Source organism: Yoonia vestfoldensis (genome assembly GCF_002158905.1).
Taxonomy (GTDB): domain Bacteria; phylum Pseudomonadota; class Alphaproteobacteria; order Rhodobacterales; family Rhodobacteraceae; genus Yoonia; species Yoonia vestfoldensis_B.
Map to the genome: position 1 here is coordinate 2,832,994 of NZ_CP021431.1, position 23,053 is coordinate 2,856,046.

Annotated in this window: 22 protein-coding genes; 11 read left to right on the forward strand and 11 right to left on the reverse strand. The window is 64.2% G+C overall.

Going from position 1 to position 23,053, the window contains the following annotated elements:
* Positions 1–17: 17 nt before the first annotated feature.
* Positions 18–845, forward strand: coding sequence for a protein-disulfide reductase DsbD domain-containing protein (locus LOKVESSMR4R_RS14175; RefSeq protein WP_237331799.1), 828 nt, complete (start codon positions 18–20; stop codon positions 843–845).
* Here the strand turns inward: LOKVESSMR4R_RS14175 and LOKVESSMR4R_RS14180 are convergent.
* The 4 genes from LOKVESSMR4R_RS14180 to LOKVESSMR4R_RS14195 form a co-directional block, all read right to left on the reverse strand.
* On the reverse strand, positions 842–4,237 hold the full coding sequence (locus LOKVESSMR4R_RS14180; protein WP_087209626.1) for an efflux RND transporter permease subunit: 3,396 nt from the start codon (positions 4,235–4,237) through the stop codon (positions 842–844). The genes LOKVESSMR4R_RS14175 and LOKVESSMR4R_RS14180 overlap by 4 nt on opposite strands.
* On the reverse strand, positions 4,237–5,688 hold the full coding sequence (locus LOKVESSMR4R_RS14185) for an efflux RND transporter periplasmic adaptor subunit (protein WP_087209629.1): 1,452 nt from the start codon (positions 5,686–5,688) through the stop codon (positions 4,237–4,239). The genes LOKVESSMR4R_RS14180 and LOKVESSMR4R_RS14185 overlap by 1 nt, the downstream gene beginning before the upstream one ends.
* Positions 5,689–5,759: 71 nt before the next feature.
* On the reverse strand, positions 5,760–6,302 hold the full coding sequence (gene moaB, locus LOKVESSMR4R_RS14190; RefSeq protein ID WP_087209633.1) for a molybdenum cofactor biosynthesis protein B: 543 nt from the start codon (positions 6,300–6,302) through the stop codon (positions 5,760–5,762).
* On the reverse strand, positions 6,299–7,072 hold the full coding sequence (locus LOKVESSMR4R_RS14195) for a uracil-DNA glycosylase (RefSeq protein WP_087209637.1): 774 nt from the start codon (positions 7,070–7,072) through the stop codon (positions 6,299–6,301). The genes moaB and LOKVESSMR4R_RS14195 overlap by 4 nt, the downstream gene beginning before the upstream one ends.
* Positions 7,073–7,177: 105 nt before the next feature.
* Here LOKVESSMR4R_RS14195 and LOKVESSMR4R_RS14200 point away from each other — a divergent pair, with 105 nt between their 5' ends.
* Genes LOKVESSMR4R_RS14200 through plsY form a run of 4 tightly spaced genes read left to right on the forward strand, consistent with a single transcriptional unit; the run spans position 7,178 to position 10,546 of the window.
* Entirely contained in the window at positions 7,178–8,134 is a 957-nt protein-coding gene (locus LOKVESSMR4R_RS14200) for an aspartate carbamoyltransferase catalytic subunit (RefSeq protein WP_087209640.1), read from the forward strand.
* Between the two features lie 3 nt (positions 8,135–8,137).
* Entirely contained in the window at positions 8,138–8,635 is a 498-nt protein-coding gene (locus LOKVESSMR4R_RS14205; RefSeq protein WP_087209643.1) for a hypothetical protein, read from the forward strand.
* A 22-nt stretch (positions 8,636–8,657) separates the two neighbouring features.
* Complete coding sequence (gene pyrC, locus LOKVESSMR4R_RS14210; protein ID WP_087209645.1) at positions 8,658–9,941, forward strand: dihydroorotase; 1,284 nt, start codon at positions 8,658–8,660, stop codon at positions 9,939–9,941.
* Positions 9,941–10,546 (forward strand): glycerol-3-phosphate 1-O-acyltransferase PlsY, encoded by a 606-nt coding sequence (plsY, locus tag LOKVESSMR4R_RS14215; RefSeq protein ID WP_087209648.1) that lies wholly within the window; start codon positions 9,941–9,943, stop codon positions 10,544–10,546. The genes pyrC and plsY overlap by 1 nt, the downstream gene beginning before the upstream one ends.
* Before the next feature lie 70 nt (positions 10,547–10,616).
* Here plsY and LOKVESSMR4R_RS14220 read toward each other — a convergent pair whose 3' ends face one another.
* The 4 genes from LOKVESSMR4R_RS14220 to LOKVESSMR4R_RS14235 are packed head-to-tail and all read right to left on the reverse strand — an operon-like array spanning position 10,617 to position 14,115.
* A complete protein-coding gene (locus LOKVESSMR4R_RS14220; RefSeq protein ID WP_087209651.1) occupies positions 10,617–11,987 on the reverse strand; it encodes a glutamate--cysteine ligase in 1,371 nt (456 codons plus the stop codon).
* Between the two features lie 58 nt (positions 11,988–12,045).
* Positions 12,046–12,564: a hypothetical protein gene (locus LOKVESSMR4R_RS14225; protein ID WP_087209654.1), complete on the reverse strand. Its 519-nt coding sequence runs from the start codon at positions 12,562–12,564 to the stop codon at positions 12,046–12,048.
* Positions 12,557–13,396, reverse strand: coding sequence for a GNAT family N-acetyltransferase (locus tag LOKVESSMR4R_RS14230; protein ID WP_087209657.1), 840 nt, complete (start codon positions 13,394–13,396; stop codon positions 12,557–12,559). The genes LOKVESSMR4R_RS14225 and LOKVESSMR4R_RS14230 overlap by 8 nt, the downstream gene beginning before the upstream one ends.
* Positions 13,393–14,115 (reverse strand): 16S rRNA (uracil(1498)-N(3))-methyltransferase, encoded by a 723-nt coding sequence (locus tag LOKVESSMR4R_RS14235; RefSeq protein WP_087213308.1) that lies wholly within the window; start codon positions 14,113–14,115, stop codon positions 13,393–13,395. Before LOKVESSMR4R_RS14235 ends, LOKVESSMR4R_RS14230 begins: the two co-directional genes overlap by 4 nt.
* A gap of 12 nt (positions 14,116–14,127) precedes the next feature.
* On the opposite strand from LOKVESSMR4R_RS14235, the gene ubiA reads away from it, so the two are divergent.
* Genes ubiA through LOKVESSMR4R_RS14255 form a run of 4 tightly spaced genes read left to right on the forward strand, consistent with a single transcriptional unit; the run spans position 14,128 to position 18,147 of the window.
* Complete coding sequence (ubiA, locus tag LOKVESSMR4R_RS14240; protein ID WP_087209659.1) at positions 14,128–15,093, forward strand: 4-hydroxybenzoate octaprenyltransferase; 966 nt, start codon at positions 14,128–14,130, stop codon at positions 15,091–15,093.
* 56 nt (positions 15,094–15,149) lie between these two features.
* Complete coding sequence (locus tag LOKVESSMR4R_RS14245) at positions 15,150–17,060, forward strand: OmpA family protein (RefSeq protein WP_087209662.1); 1,911 nt, start codon at positions 15,150–15,152, stop codon at positions 17,058–17,060.
* Positions 17,057–17,383, forward strand: coding sequence for a hypothetical protein (locus LOKVESSMR4R_RS14250; RefSeq protein ID WP_087209665.1), 327 nt, complete (start codon positions 17,057–17,059; stop codon positions 17,381–17,383). The genes LOKVESSMR4R_RS14245 and LOKVESSMR4R_RS14250 overlap by 4 nt, the downstream gene beginning before the upstream one ends.
* A gap of 5 nt (positions 17,384–17,388) precedes the next feature.
* Positions 17,389–18,147, forward strand: a complete 759-nt coding sequence (locus tag LOKVESSMR4R_RS14255) for an NAD(P)H-dependent oxidoreductase (RefSeq protein WP_087209668.1) — start codon at positions 17,389–17,391, stop codon at positions 18,145–18,147.
* A gap of 18 nt (positions 18,148–18,165) precedes the next feature.
* Here the strand turns inward: LOKVESSMR4R_RS14255 and LOKVESSMR4R_RS14260 are convergent, their stop codons facing one another.
* Positions 18,166–19,113 carry an L-threonylcarbamoyladenylate synthase gene (locus LOKVESSMR4R_RS14260; RefSeq protein ID WP_087209671.1) on the reverse strand — a complete coding sequence of 316 codons (948 nt, stop codon included), beginning with the start codon at positions 19,111–19,113 and terminating at the stop codon, positions 18,166–18,168.
* Positions 19,114–19,240: 127 nt separating this feature from the next.
* Here LOKVESSMR4R_RS14260 and LOKVESSMR4R_RS14265 point away from each other — a divergent pair, with 127 nt between their 5' ends.
* Positions 19,241–20,947, forward strand: a complete 1,707-nt coding sequence (locus LOKVESSMR4R_RS14265) for an acyl-CoA dehydrogenase (protein WP_087209674.1) — start codon at positions 19,241–19,243, stop codon at positions 20,945–20,947.
* Positions 20,947–21,984, forward strand: a complete 1,038-nt coding sequence (locus LOKVESSMR4R_RS14270) for an MBL fold metallo-hydrolase (RefSeq protein ID WP_087209677.1) — start codon at positions 20,947–20,949, stop codon at positions 21,982–21,984. The genes LOKVESSMR4R_RS14265 and LOKVESSMR4R_RS14270 overlap by 1 nt, the downstream gene beginning before the upstream one ends.
* Here LOKVESSMR4R_RS14270 and LOKVESSMR4R_RS14275 read toward each other — a convergent pair.
* Positions 21,969–22,760, reverse strand: a complete 792-nt coding sequence (locus LOKVESSMR4R_RS14275; RefSeq protein ID WP_087209680.1) for a class II glutamine amidotransferase — start codon at positions 22,758–22,760, stop codon at positions 21,969–21,971. The genes LOKVESSMR4R_RS14270 and LOKVESSMR4R_RS14275 overlap by 16 nt on opposite strands.
* On the reverse strand, positions 22,760–22,999 hold the full coding sequence (locus LOKVESSMR4R_RS14280; RefSeq protein WP_087209683.1) for a DUF6356 family protein: 240 nt from the start codon (positions 22,997–22,999) through the stop codon (positions 22,760–22,762). The genes LOKVESSMR4R_RS14275 and LOKVESSMR4R_RS14280 overlap by 1 nt, the downstream gene beginning before the upstream one ends.
* Positions 23,000–23,053: the final 54 nt, after the last annotated feature.

Here is a 23,053-nt window from a genome sequence, read left to right on the forward strand (position 1 = left end):
CCCAAACGTGACTTTTCATGTCACGCGGAATCGCCCAGATAACGATCATGCGCAAATTCTTGCTGATCCCTCTTGTCCTGTGCGGCCTGCCTGCGACCAGCTTTGGCCAATCGGTCGAAGACCTTGCGACCGTGACCGTGCTGCCCGGCTGGCGCGATGCGGATGGCAGTCATGTCGCGGCGTTGCGGATTGATCTGGCCGAGGGCTGGAAAACCTATTGGCGCGCGCCGGGCGACAGCGGCATCCCGCCGTCGTTTTCCTTTACCGGCGCCGATATCAGCGCCGTCCAGCCACATTTCCCCGTGCCAGAGGTCTATGAGGATTTCGGCATCCGCTCGATCGGATATGAAAATTCGGTGGTCTTTCCGCTGCGCCTGACCCTGCCCGAAGATGGCAGCAGTGTCAGCATGGCAGGGCAGATCGAAATCGGGGTGTGTGATGATATCTGCATTCCGGTCACGCTTGATTTTGCCGCTTTGCTGCCCGCTGACGGATCATCTGACCCCGCCATCGTGGCGGCCCTGCGCGACCGCCCCCTGACCGCCGCCGAGGCGCAGGTGCATGCCGTGACCTGCAAGCTGGAACCGATCAGCGACGGGTTGCAGATGACCGCGCAGATCACCATGGCCCCCAAAGCCGCCGAAGAAGTCGTGGTGATCGAGGCGGGCGATCCGCAGGTCTGGGTCTCCGAGCCGGTCGTCAGCCGCGCAGAGGATATCCTGACAGCGGTCGTCGATCTGGTGCATCTGACAGCCCAGCCCTTTGCGCTGGACCGTTCGCGCATCCGGATCACCGTGCTGGGCGCGGGTCAGGCGGTCGAAATCCGGGGCTGTGCCGCGGGCTAGGCCTGCCGCCTGCGCGCGACAAAGCGGATCGAAGCGATGGCATAGATCGCCAGCAACACCCCCGACAGCACCAGCACGAAGACCGCCAATGCGGGCGCGAACCCGCCTGCAAGCAAGGGCAAGACAGCCGTGACAGCAGCCAGCGGCTGGCCATGCAGCAACAAGGGCAGCACCAGCAGCGCAAAAAGCGCGGTCGCCGCAACAGCCCCGATTGCGGCAGGCAGCAGCATCGCCCAGCGCCTGCCGCGCAGCGCGCGTTTGGCCGATTGCACCTGCCGCGCCACATCGGCCTGCATCGCCATGACCGAGGGCACCACCAGCAGCACCAGCAGCATCCCGAAAGCCAGCCCGAACACCAGCGTCACCACCGTGGGTTTAAGAAATTCCGCCTGCGTCGAGCCTTCGTAAAGCAGCGGCGCCAGACCCAGCACCGTGGTCAGCGTGGTCAGCATCACGGCGCGCAGCCGGTCCACCGTGCCGTCGATGATGGCCGGCACCAGCCCACGGTCCTGCGCATATTCATCGACTGTCGTCACCAGCACGATACTGTCGTTGATGATGATCCCCACCATGCCGATCAGGCCCACCACGGTGAACATGCTCATCGGGATGCCCCAGATGTAATGGCCATAGATCGTGCCGACCAGCGCGAAGGGGATGATCGACATCACGACCAAAGGCCGCGTCCAGCTGCTGAAAATCCAGGCCAGCGTCAGGTAAATCCCCAGCAGCACCAGCACCAGCCCGACCTGCGCATCCGCAAGGAACCTGTTTTCCTGCTCGCTTTGGCCCGAAAGCTGCGTCTCGATCCCGAAATCGCTTTGCAGGCGGGGCAGGATATCGCCGGTGATGATCTGCGTGATCTCGGTCGCGCGGGCGGCATCGTCGCTGTCCAGTTCGCCGGTGACGGAAATCAGCTGGATGCCGTTTTCGCGCCGCACGGTGGAAAAACCGGTGCGGGTCTGCGTGGTGACCACATCGGCCAGCGCCACATAGACCCCATCGCCCGTGCGCAGCTGCGTGCGGTCCAGAAAATCGGCGGTCACTTCGGCATCTGGCAATTGCACGCGGATCGCGGCAGAGCGGTTGCCATCGGGGAAGGTCGCCGCCTCGATCCCGCCCAGCGTGTTGCGCAGCACCCGGCCCAAAGCCTCGATGCTCAGCCCCAGCGCCTGGCCCTGCGGGGTCAGTTGCAGCAAGAGTTCTTCCTTGTCATAGGCCAGCGAATCCTCCAGCGCCGAAATCTCGCCAAATTGCAAAAGCTCGGTTTTCAGCGCCTCGGCCGCGGCCTTGAGCGTGTCGCTATTCGCGCCGAAGAGCTGGATATCAAGGCCATCGGCACTTGGCCCTGACCCCCAGCTGCGGAAACTGACGGTTTCGGCCATCGGATGCTGCACGATGGTGTCTTGCAAGGCAGAGACAAAGGCATTGCTGCCATAGGGGCGGCTGTCGGCATCGATCAATTCGATGGTGATCGCGCCCAATTGATCGGCATCCTTGGTTTCGGACCCCGCAACCGGCCTGCCGGAATTGCCGCCGATCTCGGCGATGGCGATCAGCACGGGGTTGATACCGTATTCGGCCTCATAACGTGCGCCCAGCGCCTCGGTCGCGCGCTGCATCTCTTGCATCATGGCCAGCGTATCGGCGCGGGTGGCCCCGGGCAGCATGGCGAAATTGCCGGTGACCTGGCTTTGTTCAGGCGCGTTGAAGAACCGCCAGGCCACATCGCCGCGGATCACCAGCGCCACCGAAGAGGCAAGCGCCACCACCGCCAAGGCCAGGACAGGATAGCGCGCGGTGATCACCAGCGCCATGAACGGGCGGAACAGCGTGAACCGGAACCGGTCAAAGGCCCGGTTGACCGCCTTTGACGGCCTGTCATACCAATGATCCTTGGCCGAATGCGCGATAGCATGGGACAAATGGTTCGGCAGGATCAGGAAACATTCGATCAGGCTGGCGATCAGCACGACGATCACGGTAAAGGGAATATCCGCGATCAGATCGCCAAACCGCCCGCCAATGGCCACCAGCCCGAAAAACGCGATAATCGTCGTGACACTGGCGGAAAAGACCGGGCTGAACATGCGCCGGGCGGCGTTTTCGGCGGCAACGACGGGCGGTTCATTCAACTGTCTGACGCGGAAATCCGCATGTTCGCCAACGACAATCGCGTCATCCACCACGATCCCCAGCGTGATGATCAGCGCGAACAAAGAGATCATGTTGAACGTGATCCCCGCCGCCCACATCAGCGCCACCGCCGCCAGCATCGCCACCGGAATACCCGCCGCCACCCAGAAAGCCGTGCGCGCGTTCAAAAACAAGAACAACAGCGCCACGACCAGCGCCAGCCCCGTCGCGCCATTCGTCAGCAGGATATTCAGACGCCCGGTGATCTGTTCGGCGCGCGCATTGGTCAGGCGGATCGTGACGCCTTGGGGCAAGGAGGCCTCCATCTCGGCGGCGACCTGTGCGACACTGCGTTGCAGCCCGATGGCATCGCCGCTGGCAGAGCGCTGCACGACCACGGTGACTGCCGGATCAGCACCAACGAAATAGGCCCTTTCGCGGTCGATGCCCTCGACGCGCAGATTGGCCACATCGGCGATGGTCAGGAATGATCCGTCGGGATTGGCGCGCAGCGCGATTGCGCCGATTTGTTCAGCGGTGCGGCGTTCGACCCCGGTGCGCAGCCGCGCATTGGCCGAAACGTCACCTGCGGGCGCGGCCGCCGCTTCGGCGGCGATACGCTGGGCGATATCGGCCATGCCGATGTCATGTTCGATCAGCGACAGCGCAGGCACCTCGACCAGGATCGAGGGCGCAGCCACGCCCTGCACCACCACGCGGGTCACACCTTCGGCAAACAGCCGGGCAGCGAATTCATCGGCAAAGCGCCCAAGCTGGTCCACACCGACCGGCCCCGAGATCACAACATCGGTGACCCGGTCCGACCAGCCGCCGCGCCGCACGCTGGGGTCATCGGCATCATCTGGCAGGTTGCTGGCGCTGTCCACGGCCAGCTGCACGTCTTCGGCGGCGCGGTCGATGTCATAGCCCGGCTCGAATTCCAGCGTGATCCTTGCGCTGCCCTCGGTCGAGCGCGACGCGGACGAGGCCACGCCATCAACGGCCAGCAGCACCGGTTCCAGCACCTGCACGATGGCGGCATCGACATCCTCTGCACCGGCACCGGACCATGCGACATTGACGGTGATATTATCCACCACGACATCGGGAAAGAATTGTGCCCGCATATTGGGGATCGCCAGCGTCCCCGCCGCCAGCATCAACACAAGCAGCAGGTTTGCCGCCGTGCGGTGCCGCGTGAAATAGGACAGGATACCGCCCGCGCCCGCCGTCAGCCTGTCGCCGCCCGTCGCCATCAGCTGCCCATCCGGCTTTCCAGCCGTTCCACGGTTTCAAAGGATACTTCTTCCTGTTCCAGCTGCGCGATGATCCGGGCCTTGACCTCGTCGGGCATCTGCCCTTCGGCCACATAGGCGATCAGCCGCGCCCGCCGGTCAGGGTCCAGCGTGATCATCTGCGCGGTCTCTTCTGCAATCACGCCGGGGCGGATCGGGCGGACCTTGATCCCCGCCCCCAGCAAGGGCGAGCGTTCCATCACCACGGTCAACCCCGCAAGACCGCCGGCCGCGATGATCACATCATCGCCTTGGCGGCGCAGCACATCGACAGGCACGGGCTGCAGCCGGTCATCCGCATCGACAGTCAGGATCATCTGATCGGACCCGACAGCGGTGGCGGGCAAGAGCGCAACATCATCCAGCGCGGGTTCAGCGATACGCACGGTCACAAAATCACCGGGTCGAAAACCGGGGGCTGCATCAAGCTGGGCAAAGAGCTGCCGCCCGGTCTGCCCGGTGCCGACGCTGGCGCCTTCGCGGGTGATCCGGCCCAGCGCGGTCAGGTTCACACCAGAGGCATCCAGCGCCACGCTGACAGGCGCAGGCGTCAGATTGCCCGCCCCGTCCAGCAAGCGCGCATATTGCGAGGTCGAGACACGGAATGCGACCTCTAGCATGCTGGGATCCACCAGCCGCGCGAACATTTCATTGGCCGTCACCCGGCCCCCCGGACTGATCGTGACATCCGACAGGGTGCCGTCAAAGGCGGCGATAACCTCGGTTTCGGCAAGGTTGCGTTCGGCTTCGGCCAGATCGATGCGCACCCGCGCCAGCCCGGTCGTCGCCTGATCAATCCGCGCCTCGGCACTGGCGATGGATTGGCGGCGCGTCAGCACCGCAGCGGCGGCACTGGAGGCAGCCAATTCCGCCTCTTCGACAGTCGCTGCGGTGCCGACACCGCGCGCCTGCAGATCCACGGCACGGGCCAATGCCTGATCGCGCAGGGCCGCTTGCGCGCGCGCGGCGGCCAATTCATCACGCCCCAAGTCGAGCGCGCGTTCGGCATCGCGCAATTCGGCCTCGGCATCCTGCACATTGGCCCGGATACGCGCCAGCGCGGCCTCGGCCTCGACCGGGTCGATCCGGAGCAAAAGCTGGCCAGCGGTCACGGCACCGCCTTCGACCAGCGCGTCAGAGGCATGCCGGACGATACCGCCCGTGGCCGAGCGCAGGTCCAGCGTCCGCTGGCTGCGCAATTCACCAAAGGCCGTCAGTTCCGGCACAATGCTCTGCGGTGCCAGCGTCAGAACATTGACGCTGAATTCACGTTCGCGCTGCGCAAAACTGCGCGGTTCCTGCCCCAGCCGCGCCTCGACCGCAGATCGCACGGTATTTCCCGCCCATGCCAAAAGCACCAGCGTCATGGACAACAGGAAGATACCCGTCAGGCTTCGTCGCAAAAATCGCATTCAAAATCCCATCAGACCGCAATAAAAGGTGGTGCCACGCGGCGTTCTGTCCAGTGATACGCGCAAACGCGTTACTTCCGTCGCAAATGTTCGTCCAGACGGGGCATGATCTCGACAAAGTTGCAGGGCCGGTGCCTGAAATCGAGCTGTTTGCCCAGAATTTCATCCCAAGCATCGCGGCAAGCCCCCGGACTGCCGGGCAAGGCAAACAGATAAGTGCCCTGCGCCACACCCGCCGTCGCGCGGCTTTGGACCGCGCTGGTGCCGATCTTCTGCATCGACACGATGGTAAAGATCGTGCCGAAAGCATGAATTTCCTTTTCGTAAACATCGCGATGCGCCTCGACCGTGACATCACGCCCGGTCAGCCCGGTGCCCCCCGTCGTGATGATGACATCGACCTGTGCATCGGCGCACCAGTCGCGCAATTGCTGCGCGATCTGGTCGCGTTCATCCGGCAGGATCATGCGATGGGCAAGATGATGGCCCGCCGCGGCGATCCGGTCGACAAGGGTCTGGCCGGATTTATCCTCGGCCGGGGTGCGTGTGTCGCTGACCGTCAGCACGGCAATGCGAACGGGGATGAAATCGCGGCTTTCGTCGATCCGGCTCATGTCTTCAACCTTGCATTCAGTGTCAATAGATCGGCCCAGGCCGCGCGTTTGGCGGCGGGGTTGCGCAGCAGATAGGCGGGGTGGAACATCGGCAGGCAAGGCTTGCCAAGCACCTCGGCCCAGGTGCCGCGCAAAGTGGTAATGCCCTTTTGCCCCAAGAGCGCCTGACAGGGGGTGTTGCCCATCAGCACGATGATCTGCGGATCGGCCAGCGCGATATGGCGTGCCAGAAATGGCAGCATCATCGCGATTTCATCGGCATCAGGGGTGCGGTTGGACGGGGGCCGCCATGGCATGACATTGGTGATATAGACCGCGCGCGCTGGATCATCATGCGCGCGGCCCAGATCGATGGCGGCCAGCATCCGGTCGAGCATTTGCCCCGCCTGCCCGACAAAGGGCCTGCCTGCGCGGTCTTCCTCGCGGCCCGGCGCCTCGCCCACGATCATCACAGCCGCGCCGGGCTGGCCATCGGCAAAGACGGCATTGCGCGCGCCAAGCTTGATCTCGCAATGTTCAAAGGCGGCGATTGCCGCGGCAAGCGCAGGCAGATCGGGCGCAGCGGCAGCCGCGGCACGCGCCACGGCAACAGCGTCAAGCGCAGGCGCGGCATTAGGCGGCACCGCAGCGGCCACCGGCGCGGCCTTGACCGGCACCGGATCAAGCGCATAGCGATCCAGCGGCGCATCAAGGATCGCATCGGTCACGCCCAATTCGACCTGCCATTCCAGCGCCGCGCGGTCCTGCCAATATGTGTCTTGCGAATCCATTGACGCGACAATAGGCGCAATCGCGGCCCTTGTGCAGGGCCTGCGGCATTGAAGCCTGCGGGCGCGCGGCCTATAACCCACCGGACGACGGCAAAGGATCAGGGCATGACATTCCGCGCAAGGCATCTTCTGGGGATCGAACAGCTGCATCCGACAGAGATCACGACCCTGCTGGACCTTGCGGATACCTATGCCGATCACAACACAAGCGGCCATGCCCACCGCGAGGTGCTGGCCGGTCTGACCCAGATCAACATGTTCTTTGAAAATTCCACCCGCACGCAGGCCAGTTTCGAACTGGCGGGCAAAAGGCTGGGGGCCGATGTGATGAATATGGGGATGCAGGCGTCATCCATCAAAAAGGGCGAAACCCTGATCGACACGGCGCTGACGCTGAACGCGATGCGCCCCGACCTGCTAGTCGTGCGGCATCCGCAATCGGGCGCGGTGGACCTTTTGGCGCAAAAGGTCAATTGCGCCGTGCTGAACGCAGGCGACGGGCGGCACGAACATCCGACCCAGGCGCTGCTTGACGCGCTGACGATCCGCCGCGCCAAGGGCCGGCTGCACCGCCTGAATATCGCGATCTGCGGCGACATCGCCCATAGTCGCGTGGCACGGTCCAATATCATGCTGCTGGGCAAGATGGAAAACCGCATCCGCCTGATCGGCCCGCCCACGCTGATGCCCGCAGGGATCGGTGATTTCGGGGTCGAGGTTTATGACGACATGGTCAAAGGCTTGCAGGGTGTCGACGTCGTCATGATGCTGCGGCTTCAGAAAGAGCGTATGGACGGCGGTTTCATCCCCTCCGAGCGGGAATATTTCCACCGCTACGGGCTGGATGCGGCCAAATTGTCCCATGCGAAGCCCGACGCCATCGTCATGCACCCCGGCCCGATGAACCGCGGGGTCGAGATCGACGGCAATATCGCCGATGACATCAACCGCTCGGTGATCCAGAAACAGGTGGAAATGGGCGTGGCCGTGCGGATGGCCGCGATGGACCTGCTGGCACGCAACCTGCGCGAGGCCCGCCGCGACCAAAGCGTGATGGTGTAGGTGATGCTGAATATTCCCGCCAATGACCACGGCGCATTATATGTGCTGGCCGCGACGGCGACCGACGCGCCGACAATCGCAGCAATCCTGGGACCCGTCACGCTGAACACCGATTTCGTGGACCTGATCTCGCCGGACCAGCGCGCCACCGTGCCCCTGCCCGAGCTGATCCGTCAAGGCTATGACATGGCGCTGACAGCTGAACAGGAGGTCTTGTTACAGCAGGCGCAAGGCACAATCTTGCTGGTCATGTCACGCGCCTTTGACGGGCAGGCGCAGCAGATCGACCTGCCGGCAGGCACGGTACTGGTGACCGTGCTGCGCGAAACACCTGTGATCGCGGCATCTGAAAAGCTGACATCCCCCTCGGGCGCGGGTGCGCTGCCCGGCCCGCCCGCCAAACCCCGCAAATCCGACGCAAGAATGAGCGGGATGGTCGCCACCGCCGCCTTGCTGATCATGTTCGCGCTGGTCGGGCTGGTGGTCTGGGTCGGCGGATAAGCAAGTGCAAGGAACCAGACGCATGACCGCCACCTTTTTCGCTAATGCCCGGATCATCGACCCTGTCGCGCTCAGCGATGCGCCGGGCGGTCTCTTGGTTGTGGACGGCCTGATCCATGACGTGCTGCCAGCCGGGGCAACCCCGCCCGTGGGTGCGACGATCATTGATTGCGCCGGCTTGTGCCTTGCCCCCGGCATCATCGACATCGGCGTCAAGGTCTCTGAACCCGGCGAGCGGCACAAGGAATCCTTTCGCTCTGCTGGCCGGGCGGCGGCGGCCGGGGGTGTCACGACGATTGTGACCCGCCCCGATACCGACCCCAGCATCGACACGCCCGAGAAGCTGGAATTCGTCGCGCGACGCGCGCAGCTGGATGCGCCCGTGCATGTGCTGCCGATGGCGGCGCTGACCAAGGAACGCGCCGGTCAGGAAATGACGGAAATCGGGCTTTTATCCGATGCGGGTGCGGTGGCCTTCACCGATTGCGACCATGTGGTGACCAAAACCAAGGTGCTGGCCCGCGCGCTCAGCTATGCGCGCGCACTTGATGCGCTGGTGATCGGCCATGTGCAGGACCCCGGCCTGTCCGAAGGGGCGGTGGTCACAAGCGGCAAATTCGCATCCTTGCGCGGGCTGCCGGGGGTGTCACCGATGGCCGAACGCATGGCGCTCGACCGTGATATCAGCCTGCTGGAAATGACCGGCGCGCGCTATCACATCGACCAGATCACGACGGCCCGCGCGCTGCCCGCGCTGGAACGGGCCAAACGCAACGGGCTGCGGATCACGGCGGGCGTCAGCATCCACCATCTGACGCTGAATGACATGGATGTTGCGGATTACCGGACCTTTTTCAAACTGACCCCGCCGCTGCGTGCCGAGGATGACCGGATCGCCGTTGTCCAGGCCGTCGCCGAAGGGCTGATCGACGTGATCTGTTCGATGCACACACCACAGGACGAAGAAAGCAAACGGCTGCCCTTTGAAGAGGCCGCAAGCGGGGCCGTGGGGCTGGAAACCCTGCTGCCCGCCGCGATGCGGCTCTATCATGCAGGCCAGATCGACCTGCCGCGCCTGTTTCGTGCATTGGCGCTGAACCCTGCAAGGCTGTTGGGGCTTGCAGCAGGGCGGATGCTGGCCGGCGCCCCCGCCGATCTGGTGCTCTTCGACCCGGACGCGCCGTTCCAGCTGGACCGCACGACATTGCAATCAAAATCGAAAAATACCCCCTTTGACGGGGCGCGCCTGCAAGGCCGCGTGATCGGCACATGGGTGGACGGCACCCGCATCTGGGGGGGCGCATAATGCCCATGATCGAAAGCAGCCTTGCGGTTCTGGCGCTCTGGGGCGCGCTTGGCTATCTGCTGGGGTCGATCCCCGGCGGGGTGATCATGGCGCGGCTGATGGGCTTGGGCAATCTGCGCAATATCGGATCGGGCAATATCGGGGCGACCAATGTGCTGCGAACCGGCAACAAGAAAGCCGCAGCCCTGACCTTGATCTTCGACGCAGGAAAAGGCGCTATCGCCGTGCTGGCCGCACGCGCCGCCGCGCCCGAAGATGCGGTACAACTGGCGGCATTGATGGCCTTCATCGGCCATTGCTTTCCGGTCTGGCTGGGCTTCAGCGGCGGCAAGGGTGTTGCGACCTATCTGGGCATCCTGCTGGCGCTCGCTTGGCCGATGGGACTTGCGGCCTGCGGCATCTGGCTCGCGGTCGCGGTGATCACGCGCTATTCATCTCTCGCCGCCCTGGTCGCGGCGGGCTGGATGCCGGTCGTGATGGCCTTCACCGGTTACGGCGCAGCGGCCGCATTGGCAGCCAGCCTCGGCCTGCTGATCTATGCGCGCCACTGGGCGAACATCCAGCGCCTGCGCAGCGGAACCGAAGGCAAGATCGGGGCGAAATAACCCCATCTTCCGAGCCGAAATATCCCCGCCGGAGGCCGCAAGCGCGCAGCGCGCAGCCCAAATCGCCGCCTTAATAGCTGTATTCGGCGTAGATACGGTCCAGATCACCAGCCCAATCACCGTGATAATGATCCAGCAGATCATCCGCAGGTGTCTTGCCGGTCTCGACGGTTTCTTTCAATGCATTCAGGAAATGGGTCTCGTCGGGGACCAGCCCACCGGCGCCGGGCAAGGCGCGGGCTCGCAACCCTGCCTCGGAAATCGCCAAGACCTCGCGGGCCAGCGCATGCATGTCGATCCCTTCGACCTTCGCCTGCAACCCATCCACCGATGCAGCAACGCGCAAAGCGTCGCGCTGTGCGGCGGTCCAGTGCTTGCACAAATCCCATGCGGCATCCAGCGCGGTCTGATCATACATCAACCCGGTCCAGAAAGCAGGCAGCGCACATAGCCTGCGCCAGGGGCCGCCATCGGCGCCGCGCATCTCGATATATTGCTTCATGCGCGCTTCGGGGAACACGGTTGTCAGGTGATCAGCCCAATCGGACATGCGGGGCTTTTCCCCCGGCAGGGCGGGCAATTCACCGCGCAGGAAATCGCGGAACGACATGCCCAAAGCATCGATATATTTGCCGTCGCGATAGACGAAATACATCGGCACATCGAGAACCCATTGCACCCAAGCCTCAAAGCCGAAACCGTCCTCGAAGATGAAAGGCACCATGCCGGTGCGGCTGGCATCCAGATCACGCCAGATGCGCGCGCGCCATGATTTATGGCCGTTGGGCTTGCCTTCAAAAAACGGCGAATTGGCGAAAAGCGCTGTCGCCACGGGCTGCAAGGCCACGCCCACGCGCATTTTCTGGACCATATCCGCCTCTGACCCGAAATCGAGGTTCACCTGCACCGTGCAGGTCCGGCGCATCATCGCGGTGCCCATCGTGCCGACAGATTGCATATAGCGGTCCATCAGCTTGTAACGGCCCTTGGGCATCAGCGGCATCTGGTCATGCGTCCAGACGGGGGCCGCGCCCAGACCGATGAACCGCACGCCGATTTCGTCGGATACGGCTTTGACCTCGGCCAGATGGCTGTTCACCTCGTCGCAGGTCTGGTGGATGGTTTCCAAAGGTGCGCCCGACAATTCCAGCGCGCCGCCCGGTTCAAGGCTGACATTGGCGCCATCCTTGGTCAGGCCGATGATCTTGCCATCCTCTTCCACGCGGTCCCAGGCGAACCGGCTGTGCAAAGCCTCTAGCACCGCCTTGATCGACCGCGCACCGTCATAGGGCAAGGGTTGCAGCGTATCGGCGCAATAGCCGAATTTCTCATGCTCGGTCCCGATGCGCCACTGGTCCTTGGGCTTGCAGCCTTTGGCCAGCAATTCGGCCAATTGGTCGTGATGTTCAATCGGGCCGCCGCCGGTTTGAGGAATGGACATCGGGAAGGCTCCGTTCAGGGGGTCAGGGACGTATCCGTGACCTGCACCAGCGCATCTGTCAATGCAAGAGAGGACGCGCGCGCGACCATATCACCACCAGCGCATCCGGTGTGCGCGAAAGCACATCCAGCATTGCGCCGGTCTTGATCCCGGGCAGGGCAGCAAAGACATCAAACAAGGCATCTGCGCCTGCGGCATTGATCGGAATGGCGATGCGCTGGCCGCCGATCCCAGTCAGGATCCAGCTGGGGTCGGGATAGCTGCCGGGGTCGAGCGCCACCTCGGTCAGATCGTCAAGATCAAGGATACCCCCGTCAAGCGGGCCGAAATAGGCCAGCCTGCGTTCGCGCAGCTGCACCACCCCGGGCCCTTCACCATCCTGCGCAAAGCGCGCGCGCTGCATGGCGGCCAAGCCCCAGCCCAGCCCTGCGACACCGATCAGATAGCCCAGCCAGACATTCATGCCCGCCGCATTCAGCGCCCACCACAGGCCGAACAGCGCGACAGCACAAGCCGCCAGCACTTCGCGCCAGCGCCAGAAAAAGGCGCGCGCCTCGGGGCGGAAAAAGTCAGCCATGCACCACCTGTGGCGCATCATGCAGCACGATGGCAAAGTCCCCGATCTGGCGGAACCCCACGGCCTCATAGGCCTTGCTGGCAGCGGCGGTTGCCGCGAACAGGGTCGCGCGGGTCACACCGGCAGCACGCGCCTGCGCCAGATGCAGCGCCACCGCCCGCCGCGCAAGGCCGCGCGCGCGCAACTGGGGCCGCGTGTAAACCCCGCCGATCTGCACCGCATCGGGCAGAACCGCGTTGAAACCCGTCATCGCCACGGGCGTATCGCCATCAAACAGCACCCTGTGGCTGTCCGCCGCAAGATAGCTGTCGATATCCTTGATCGCCGTGGCCTCCATGGCACTCTCCTGCCCGAGCATTGTCTCTCGCAGATAGGCATGCCGCCAGCCGATCACCAGATCGCGCGGGGCATCGGCCAGCGGGTGCAGGGTCAGCCCATCGGTCGGCGGGATCACCAGATCGGCCAAGCGCAGGTCGTAATGCGGTTCGGTCGCGGCATATCCTGCCGCCCCTTGCAGACCCAGCCCCATGCGCAGGCCCGCGACCTGTGCCGCCTCGCCCAGAATCGCTGCAACCCGGTGGCCTTGCACCGCCGCGCGCAGATCGGCCCAAGGCTGCGTCGGACAGACCGGAAACAGGAAACCGGCATCAGTCATCGCGGCGATATCGGTGATCATGCCCTCCTTGTTGCGCAGCCAGAACGCCATCGCGCGCGGATGGCCGCCTGCCATGCCATGGTGGCGCAGGTTCGCCAGCGGGAACATCGCAATCGGCAAATGGCGGCGCAGAAACGCCACGATCTCGGCCCTGTCGGCCTGCGTGGCGCGGATCATCCCCAGTCGCCCAGCGCTTGCTGCCACAGCGTCAGCGCCGCGACCGCCGCCGTATCCGCACGCAGGATGCGCGGCCCAAGGCTGACGGCATGGGCAAAGGGCAAGGCGCGCAGCTTGTCGCGTTCCGCAGGCGAAAACCCGCCTTCGGGACCGATCAGCACCGCCCAGGGACCGGGCATGACAGGCAGGCGCACCGGCGCGCCGATGGCGGTTTCATCGCAGAACATCAGCTGGCGGTCCTTGGGCCAATCGGCCAGCAGCCGTTCCAGTTTCACCAGATCATCGACAGGGGGCACAAAGGTGCCGCCGCATTGCTCGGACGCCTCGATGGCATGGGCTTGCAGCTTGTCGGTGCGGATTCGGTTGGCGGACTGCGTAAAGTCGGTCCGCACCGGCATGATCCGCGCTGCACCCAGTTCCACCGCCTTTTCCACGATAAAGGCCGTGCGTTCCTTGCGGATCGGGGCAAAGACCAGCCACAAATCGGGCGGGGTTTGCAAGCCCCGCGTCTGCGCCTGACAGGCCAGCACGCCGCCCTTATTGCCTGCCTTTTCGACAATGGCGTCCCATTCGCCATCCCGGCTGTTGATCAGCGAGATCACGCCCCCCACCCCCAGCCGCATGACCCCGAAAAGATAATGCGCCTGATCACGGTTCAGCGGAACCGATTGCCCTACCCCCAAGGGGTGATCTACATAAAGCCGGACCTTGGATGCCATGAAGCGGAGCATATGACCCAAAACCCCCGGATGCCAGAGCCTGCGGGCCGTGTCGCGGATGCCGTGCGTGGAAACTGGGTGGACAGGGTCGCGCCTGCGCCCATGCGCCCGTTTCTGCGGTTGTCGCGCGCGGACCGGCCTATCGGCACATGGCTGCTGTATCTGCCCTGCCTATGGGCGCTGGCGCTGGCGGTGCTGGCAACAGGGCGGTTCGACAGCTTTGCGATCTGGATCATCGCGGGCTGCGGGATCGGAGCGTTTTTGATGCGCGGCGCGGGCTGCACCTGGAACGACATCACCGACCGCGACATCGACGGATCCGTGGCGCGCACAAGGTCGCGGCCGATTCCCTCTGGCCAGACCAGTGTCAAAGCGGCGGTGATCTGGATGATCGTGCAGGCGCTGGTGGCCTTTGGCATCCTGCTAAGCTTTCCGCCCGCAGCAATCGGCCTTGGCATCCTCGCGCTGCTGCCGGTGGCGGTCTATCCTTTCGCCAAACGGTTCACATGGTGGCCGCAGGTGTTTCTGGGGCTTGCATTCAACTGGGGCGCTTTGCTGGCATGGGCCGCTTATACCGGTAGCATCGGGGCGGCGCCTGTCGCGCTCTATCTGGCGGGGATCGCCTGGACGCTGTTTTACGACACGATCTATGCCTATCAGGACGCCGAGGATGACGCGCTGATCGGCGTGAAATCCACCGCGCGATTGTTTGGCGATCAGGCCCGGCGATGGCTGCGGCTGTTCCTGGCGCTGACAGTGATTCTGTTCGGCGCGGCGGTGCTGCTGGCCGCACAAGACAGGTCGGTCCTGTCGCTGGTCATCGCCTTGGGCGGGCCTTGGGCGATGGGCTGGCATCTGGCATGGCAGCTGCACCGCTTTGACGCAGACGACAATGCAGGGCTTTTGCGCCTTTTCCGTGCGAACCGCGATGCGGGTCTGATCCCTCTGCCATTTTTCGCCGTGGCGTTTCTGGTATGATTGAACACCCCGGCCGCAGGGCCTATGCAGGGCCGGGATAAAAGAAACGGAATTGAATGCGCCTTTCTGCCATTTTCATACGGATCATCGCCTTCAGTATCGCGGCGGCGGGATCGGTCGCTGCGGCGCAACTGACAGTCGCCTCGGTCGAAGACCGGTCCGTCGATGCCGTGCGCCAGACGCTCGCCGAGAACAGCTATGATTGGGCCGATGTCCTGGGCGACGGGTTGCAGGTGATCCTCGAAGGCACCGCCCCGACCGAGGCGCTGCGCTTTCGCGCCATCTCGGCGGCAGGCGGGGTCGTCGATGCCAGCCGCGTGATCGACAACCTGTCGGTTGCGGATGCCGCCGATTTCGCCCCGCCCGAATTCAAGATCGAGATCCTGCGCAATGACAGTGGCGTGTCGCTGATCGGCCTGATCCCGGCCAGCAGCAACAGGGATGCTTTGGCGCGCCGCATCACAAGGATCGCAAACGGGCAAAGCGTGGCGGATCTGCTGGAAACCGGCGATTACCCGATGCCGCCGACATGGCGCGCCGCCGTTGATTTCGCGATCGTCGCGCTGGAAATGCTGCCGCGCTCCAAGATCTCGGTCACGGCCGAGCGGGTCACGATCAGCGGGATCGCCGATAATCTGATCGAAAAGCGCAGGCTCGAAGCCGCCCTTGCCCGCAGCCGACCCGATGGCGTGCGGCTGGCGCTGGAAATCAACGCACCGCGCCCCGTGATCTCGCCTTTCACGGCGCGGTTCATTCTGGACGCCGATAGCGCAAGGTTCGATGCCTGCGCCGTCGATACCGTCGAAGCCCGCGAACTGATCCTGAACGCGGCCACCAGTGCCGGGCTGGTCGGCCAGGTGAATTGCATGCTGGCCCTTGGTGCCCCGTCGCAGGATTGGGGGCAGGCCGTGGCGCTGGCCATCAATGCCGTGCAGAACCTCGGCGGCGGCACGGTGACGCTGACCGATACCGATGTGATCTTGGTGGCCCTGCCCGGCACCGCACAGGCACGTTTTGACGATGCGGTAGGCCAGCTTGAAAACAGCCTGCCCGATGTCTTTGCGCTCAGCGCCGAATTGCCTGCATTGCCGGATGACGACGCCGAAGGCCCTCCGCAATTCACTGCCACGCTCAGCCCCGAAGGCCATGTGCAGCTGCGCGGGCGGATGCCGGATGATCTGACCAATATGGTCGCGCAGAATTTTGCCACCGCGAAATTCGGCCAGCGCAACATCACCATGCGCACCCGCGTCGTCGACGGCCTGCCCGCAGGGTGGTCGGTCCGCGTTCTGGCCGGGATCGAGGCGCTGTCAGAGCTGTCCAATGGCATTGTCATCGTGGAACCCCAGACGATCAGCCTGCGCGGCAATACCGGCAATGAAACCGCCGCAGCCGAGATTTCACGGCTGATGATCGACAAGCTGGGGCAGGCCGCCGATTTCAACCTCGACGTCACCTATGTCGAGGCGCTGGACCCTGTTGCGGCCTTGCCCACACCCGCGCAATGCATCGCCCAGATCATCATGATGACCGAAGGGCGCAAGATCACCTTTGACCCCGGCTCTGCCAGTATTACCGCCGCGGCCCAGCCCGTGATCGACGACATCGCCGAGGTGCTGCGGCTCTGCGGTGACCTGCCGATCCGGGTCGCGGGCTATACCGACAGCCAAGGCCGCGAGGAAATGAACCTGCGCCTGTCGCAAGACCGCGCCGATGCCGTGTTGACCGCCCTGCGCGCGCGCCGCGTGCCGGTATCCACCTTCGAGGCCGTGGGCTATGGCATGGCCAATCCGATCGCCGATAACGGCACCGAAGAAGGCCGCGAGGCCAACCGCCGGATCGAATTCAGCCTGATCCCGCCCGAAGAAGACGCCGTGACCGATGAAACTCTGCCTGAAGAGGTTGAAACCGACGCCGAAACCCCGCAAGACGGAACAGGGGACGATGCGGCAGAGGCGACACCTTGAACAGAACCGAATTCATCATCGCAACGGCCGTCATCTTGTTCGTGGCCTTCGCGCTGGGCTGGTTCGCCAGCTGGCTGGTCAACCGCTTTACCCGCGTGACCACATCGGAAATCGGCGAGTTGGACAAGATGGCCCAGGCCCTGCACGAGGCCGAGGAAACCCGCGACCAGGCAATCACCTATCTGCAACAGCGCGAGGCCGAGATGACCAATCAGCTGTCCCAGACCGAGGCTGAATTGCGCGCCGCCATGGACGGCCTGCGCGAGGCCCGCCGCGAGGCCGAGGAATTGCGCGGCTATATCGAACGCCAGCACGCAGGCTAAGGCGGATGCCCAGCACGCTGATCGTTCTAGCCCATCCCGAACCCCGCTCTTTCAACGCGCAATGGGCGCAGGCCAGCGCGGATGCCAGTGCCGCCCTCGGCCATGATGTGATCTGGTCCGATCTTTATGCCTTGGGCTTTGATCCGGCCGAACGCGCCGCGCATTACGATCATCCGGCTGATCTGCCTTTCGACGCGCTCAAGGCGCAGGGCCATGCGGCCGAAACGGTCTTGCCTGCCGATGTCGCGGCAGAGCTGGACAAGCTGCGCCGCGCGGACCGGATCATCTTTCACTTTCCGATGTGGTGGTTTGCGCCGCCTGCCATGCTCAAGGGCTGGTGCGACCGCGCGCTGGCGCATGGCGCGCTGCATAGCACGGCGGAACGTTTCGACACCGGTATGTTGCGGGGCAAAAAGGCGCTGCTTTGCGTGACCACCGGATCCAGCGCCGATGAAAGCGCGCATAACGGCAAGGAAGGCGATGTGAACCTGCTGCTTTGGCCGCTGGCCTATACGTTGCGCTATCTCGGGCTGACAATATTGCAGCCGGTCTGTGTGCATGGCGTGCATGGCTATCATCGCGGCGCGCGTGCGACGGCCCTTGCAGAAAGGTTGGGCAATGCGCTGGCGGGACAGGCCGGGCTGATCGCGGGTTTTGACGATCTGCCGGAAATCACCTTCAACGCCGATGACGGTTTTGACGCCAAGGGCCGGTTGCGCGCCGACAGACCCAGCGTGACGCCATTTATCCGGCATCACCCGTAGGGTGGGCTTAAGCCCACCTTACCTGGGCGCTGCGGCCCGTTGCAGCCGGTCGTTGATCGCGCGGCCCAGCCCGTGATCGGGGATCGGGGTGACAGCGATCCTTGTCGCGCCCATCGCATCCAGCTGGTGCAGACAATCGAACAGACGCGCTGCGGCCTCGGTCAGATCACCCGACGGCGACAGGTTCAGATCAGCCTCGACGCGACCAAAACCCAGCATCACCTCGCCGTCTTGCCGCGCGGTCGCGTTCAGCCGGACTTGCCCCAGCGGCGCGTAATGCGACAACAACTGACCGGGCGAGACCGGTGCGTCAGGGTTTTCCGCCGTGATCAGCGGCCGCCCCAGACAGGCGGCAATCGCCTCGGCCGGGATGCCGCCCGCGCGCAGCAATGTGGGCGCGCCAAGGCAGGCCACAATCGTTGATTCCAGACCCACGGCGCAAGCCCCGCCATCAACCAGCGCATCGATCCGGTCGCCCAGCCCTTCGCGCACATGGGCCGCTGTCGTCGGGCTGATCCGGCCTGACGGATTCGCCGAAGGTGCCGCCACCGGCCCATCGAAAGCGGCCAGCAAGCCCTGCGCGACCGGGTGATCCGGCACCCGCAGCGCGATACTGTCCAGCCCCGCCGTGACCAGCCGCGATATCCCCGCCTGCGCGCGCAACGGCAGCACCAGCGTCAAGGCACCGGGCCAGAAGGCCGCGGCCAGACGGCGCGCATCATCGTTGAAATCGCAGATCGCATGGGCGGCGGCGACATCACCCAGATGCACGATCAGCGGGTTGAACGCAGGCCGCCCCTTGGCCGCAAAGATCGCGGCGACAGCCTTGTCATTGCGCGCATCGGCGCCCAGACCGTAAACCGTTTCGGTCGGAAACGACACCAGCCCGCCCTGCGTCAGGATCTCTGCCGCCTGCACCAGACCGGCCGCATCGGGGCGCAAAAGGACGGCGTCCCGCGCGCTCATGACGTAGCGTTTAAGTTGAAGGGTGACATCAGATCGATAACTTTGCCATTGTCGTCACTGCATAGCCGCAGCACCCGGCCTTGCCAAGCAGACCATTCAGTCGGACCATTCAGTCGGAGATGTCCCCATGCCCTATCACGCCCCGATCCGTGATTTCCGGTTCCTGCTGGATCATGTCGTGGGCTTTGCCGAGGTGGCCGCCACCGACCGTTTCGCCGAGGCCACGCCCGACATGACCAATGCGATCCTGACCGAGGCCGGCAAGATGTGCGAAGACATGCTCGCGCCGCTGAACCAGATCGGCGACAAACATCCCGCGCATCTGGAAAACGGTGTCGTGCGCACCCCGCCGGGGTTTGCAGAAGGGTATCGCGCCATCGCGACCGGTGGCTGGATCGGCATGTCCGCGCAGGCGCAAAACGGCGGTCTTGGCCTGCCGATGACGCTGACCACCACCGTGAACGAGATGCTCTCGGGCGCTTGCCTTGCGCTGCAACTGAACCCGCTGATGACCCAAGGCCAGATCGAAGCGCTGGAACACCACGCCTCGGACGCGATCAAGGCCACCTATCTGCCGAAACTGATTTCGGGCGAATGGTGCGGCACGATGAACCTGACCGAACCGCAGGCGGGATCGGATGTAGGCGCGCTGCGCACCAAGGCCGAACCCAATGGCGACGGCAGCTATGCGATCACGGGGCAGAAAATCTATATCTCTTGGGCCGATAATGATTTCACCGCCAATGTCTGCCATCTTGTGCTGGCCCGCCTGCCCGACGGCAAGCCCGGCACCAAGGGGATCAGCCTCTTCATGGTGCCAAAACTGATCCCTGATGCAGATGGCAATCCGGGACAGAAGAACGACCTGCGCGTGGTCAGTCTGGAACATAAGATGGGCCTGCATGGATCACCGACCGCCGTGATGGAATATTCCGGCGCGACCGGCTGGCTGGTGGGGCCGGAACATGGCGGCATGGCCGCGATGTTCACCATGATGAACAACGCCCGTCTGGGTGTCGGCACGCAGGGAATCGGCACCGCCGAACGCGCGCTGCAGCACGCGCTGGCCTATGCGCAGGACCGCAAGCAAGGCCGCGCGCAAGGCACAGGTGCCATTATCGAACATGCCGATGTGCGCCGGATGCTGACCACGATGCGCGCCGATATCTATGCCGCCCGCGCCATCGCGCTGATGAATGCCGTGGCCATCGATATGGCGACGGCGACAGATGATCCCGCATGGCAGGCGCGCGCGGCCTTTCTGACGCCGATCACCAAGGCTTTTGGCACCGATATCGGCGTCGAGGCCAGCAATACCGGCGTGCAAATCCATGGAGGCATGGGCTTTATCGAGGAAACGGGGGCGGCGCAATTCGTCCGCGATGTGCGCGTCAGCACGATCTACGAAGGCACCAATGGCATTCAGGCGATGGATCTTGTCGCGCGCAAGCTGATGGATGGCGGCGATGCCGCGTTCCGACTGCTGGATGATGTGGTGCGCGGCGCAGAGGCCGCCAAGGCGACCCATCCCGATCTGGCCCATGCCGTCTGGGAAGCCGCCGAAACCCTGCGCGAGGCGACCGAATGGCTGGTCAGCCAGCCCGATCTGAACGACCGTTTCGCCGGTGCCGTGCCTTACCTGCGCGCCTTTGCGCGGGTGCTGGGCGGGCATGTGCATCTGGCCAGCGCCGTGGCGGGCGATGCAGGCCATTTGCGGCTGGCGACCTTCTATATCAAGCGGCTGCTGCCCGAACATATATCCCTTTTGGCACATGTGCGCGAAGGGGCGGCCGATCTTGCCGCGATCACACCTGCCGATCTGGCCGCCGCCTGATGCCTGACGGCGTCATGGGCATCCGTTATCCTTTTGCCGATCCGCCTGCTGCAGGCGAGGCGATCACAGTGGCCGATGGGATCTTGTGGATGCGGCTGCCGCTGCCGATGGCGCTGGATCACGTCAATGTCTATGCGCTGAATGATGGCGATGGCTGGACGATCGTGGATACCGGCTTTGCCAGCACAAAATCCAAGGCGATCTGGCAAGCGCTGCTGGATGGCCCTTTGGCAGGCAAGCCCGTCACCCGCGTGATCGTCACGCATCACCACCCCGATCATGTGGGGCTGGCGGGCTGGTTCGTGGCACAGGGGGCCGCGCTACATATGCCGCGCACCGGCTGGCTGATGGCGCGAATGCTGGTGCTGGATGCGCAGGACCGGCCCACGCCGGACACCATCGCCTTTTATGAACGCGCAGGCATGGCGGCGGATGAACTGGCCCGGCGCAAGGCCGAACGCCCGTTCAATTTCGCCGATTGCGTCGCCCCCCTGCCGCTGGGGTATCAGCGGTTGCGCGATGGCGACACGATCCGCATGGGCGGGCGCAAATGGGATATCCGCATGGGTGACGGCCATGCGCCTGAACATGCGACTTTCTGGTCGCGTGACGATGCGGTCGTGCTGGGCGGCGACCAATTGCTGCCCTCGATCAGCGCCAATCTGGGGGTCTATCCGACGGAACCTGATGCCGACCCGGTGAGTGATTGGATCGCGTCCTGCGAAAGGTTCCAGCCGCTGGCGCGCCCCGATCATCTGGTGCTTGGCGGGCATAAATTGCCCTTTACCGGCCTGCCCCTGCGGCTGAGGCAGATGATCGACAACCACCATGGCGCGCTGGACCGGCTGGTCGCGCATCTGGACCAGCCGCGCGCGGCGGGCGAGTGTTTTCTGCCGCTGTTCAAGCGCCAGATCGGCCCTGCCGAATACGGGTTGGCGCTGGTCGAGGCGGTGGCCCATCTGAACCATCTGCACCAAACCGGCCGCGCCACGCGGCAATTGCGCGACGACGGTGCTTTTGCCTATTCAGCCGCCTGAAGCGCTGCGGCGCGGCTCGGTCCGATTTCTTCGGTCTGCACACCCTCTGCCGTGATCCGGCACAGCATGTTGCAGGGCAGCGCGGTCCAGCGGTCGGTCATCCCGCATAAAGGTTCTGACGCGACAGCGCGCCCGCCGTTATCCAGCACGCCCGAAAGGTACAGTGTCGGGCTGTCCCCGCTAGAGGCATGACGGAAGGCAAACAGCCCCTGCCCATCCGAAAAGACACAGGTCAGCTTGACCGGACCGCTGGCATCCTCGGGTCCGATATCGCGCAGCGTGGCGGCGATGGCGGCGGCAGGGTCCGTGTCCAGCCCATGCGCCTGCATCGTCAGAAAGATCATCTCGCTATCGGTGGTGCCACGCCGCGCATCGAACAAGGCATCAGGCAGGGCAGCCATCATCCGCCGCTTGATCCGGCCGAAATGCGGGATCTGGCCGTTGTGACAAAATGACCAGCGGCCCAGCGCGAAAGGATGGCAATTCGCGCGGCTGGTTTCCCCCACGGTCGAGGCGCGGATATGCGCGATGAACAAATGCGACCGCACCATGCGGCACAGGTTGGTCAGATTGTCATCCGCCCAAGCGGGCAGCACGTCACGGTAGAGACCGGGTCTTTCGTCCTGACCATACCAGCTGATCCCGAAACCGTCGCCATTGACGGCCAGCTTGGCCTCGTTCGCATGCTGGCTTTGGGTCAGCAGCGAATGGCGCGGCCGCACGATGATGTTTTCCAACGGAATGGCCGGTCCGGTATAGGCGGCAATGCGACACATCAGTGGCGGTCCATGATCCGGGCATGCAACCGCTTGAGAATACGGCTGGCCGTCGTTTCGCATAGCGCGGGGATGAAGGCATGGACCAGTGCCGCCAAGGCCGCCACGCCCAGCCAGAATGCAAACCCCAAGGCAAAGCGCATATGCCCAAGATAGGTTTCATTCACGCTGGCCGGATGGTCCAGAAACAGGCTGGCGACAAGCGTGCTGCGGGTAGAGTCTTGGGATGTGTCTGACATGGAAACCTCTGTGCATGGCATTTGTGACAGGCTAGCCCTGAACGCCGCAAATCC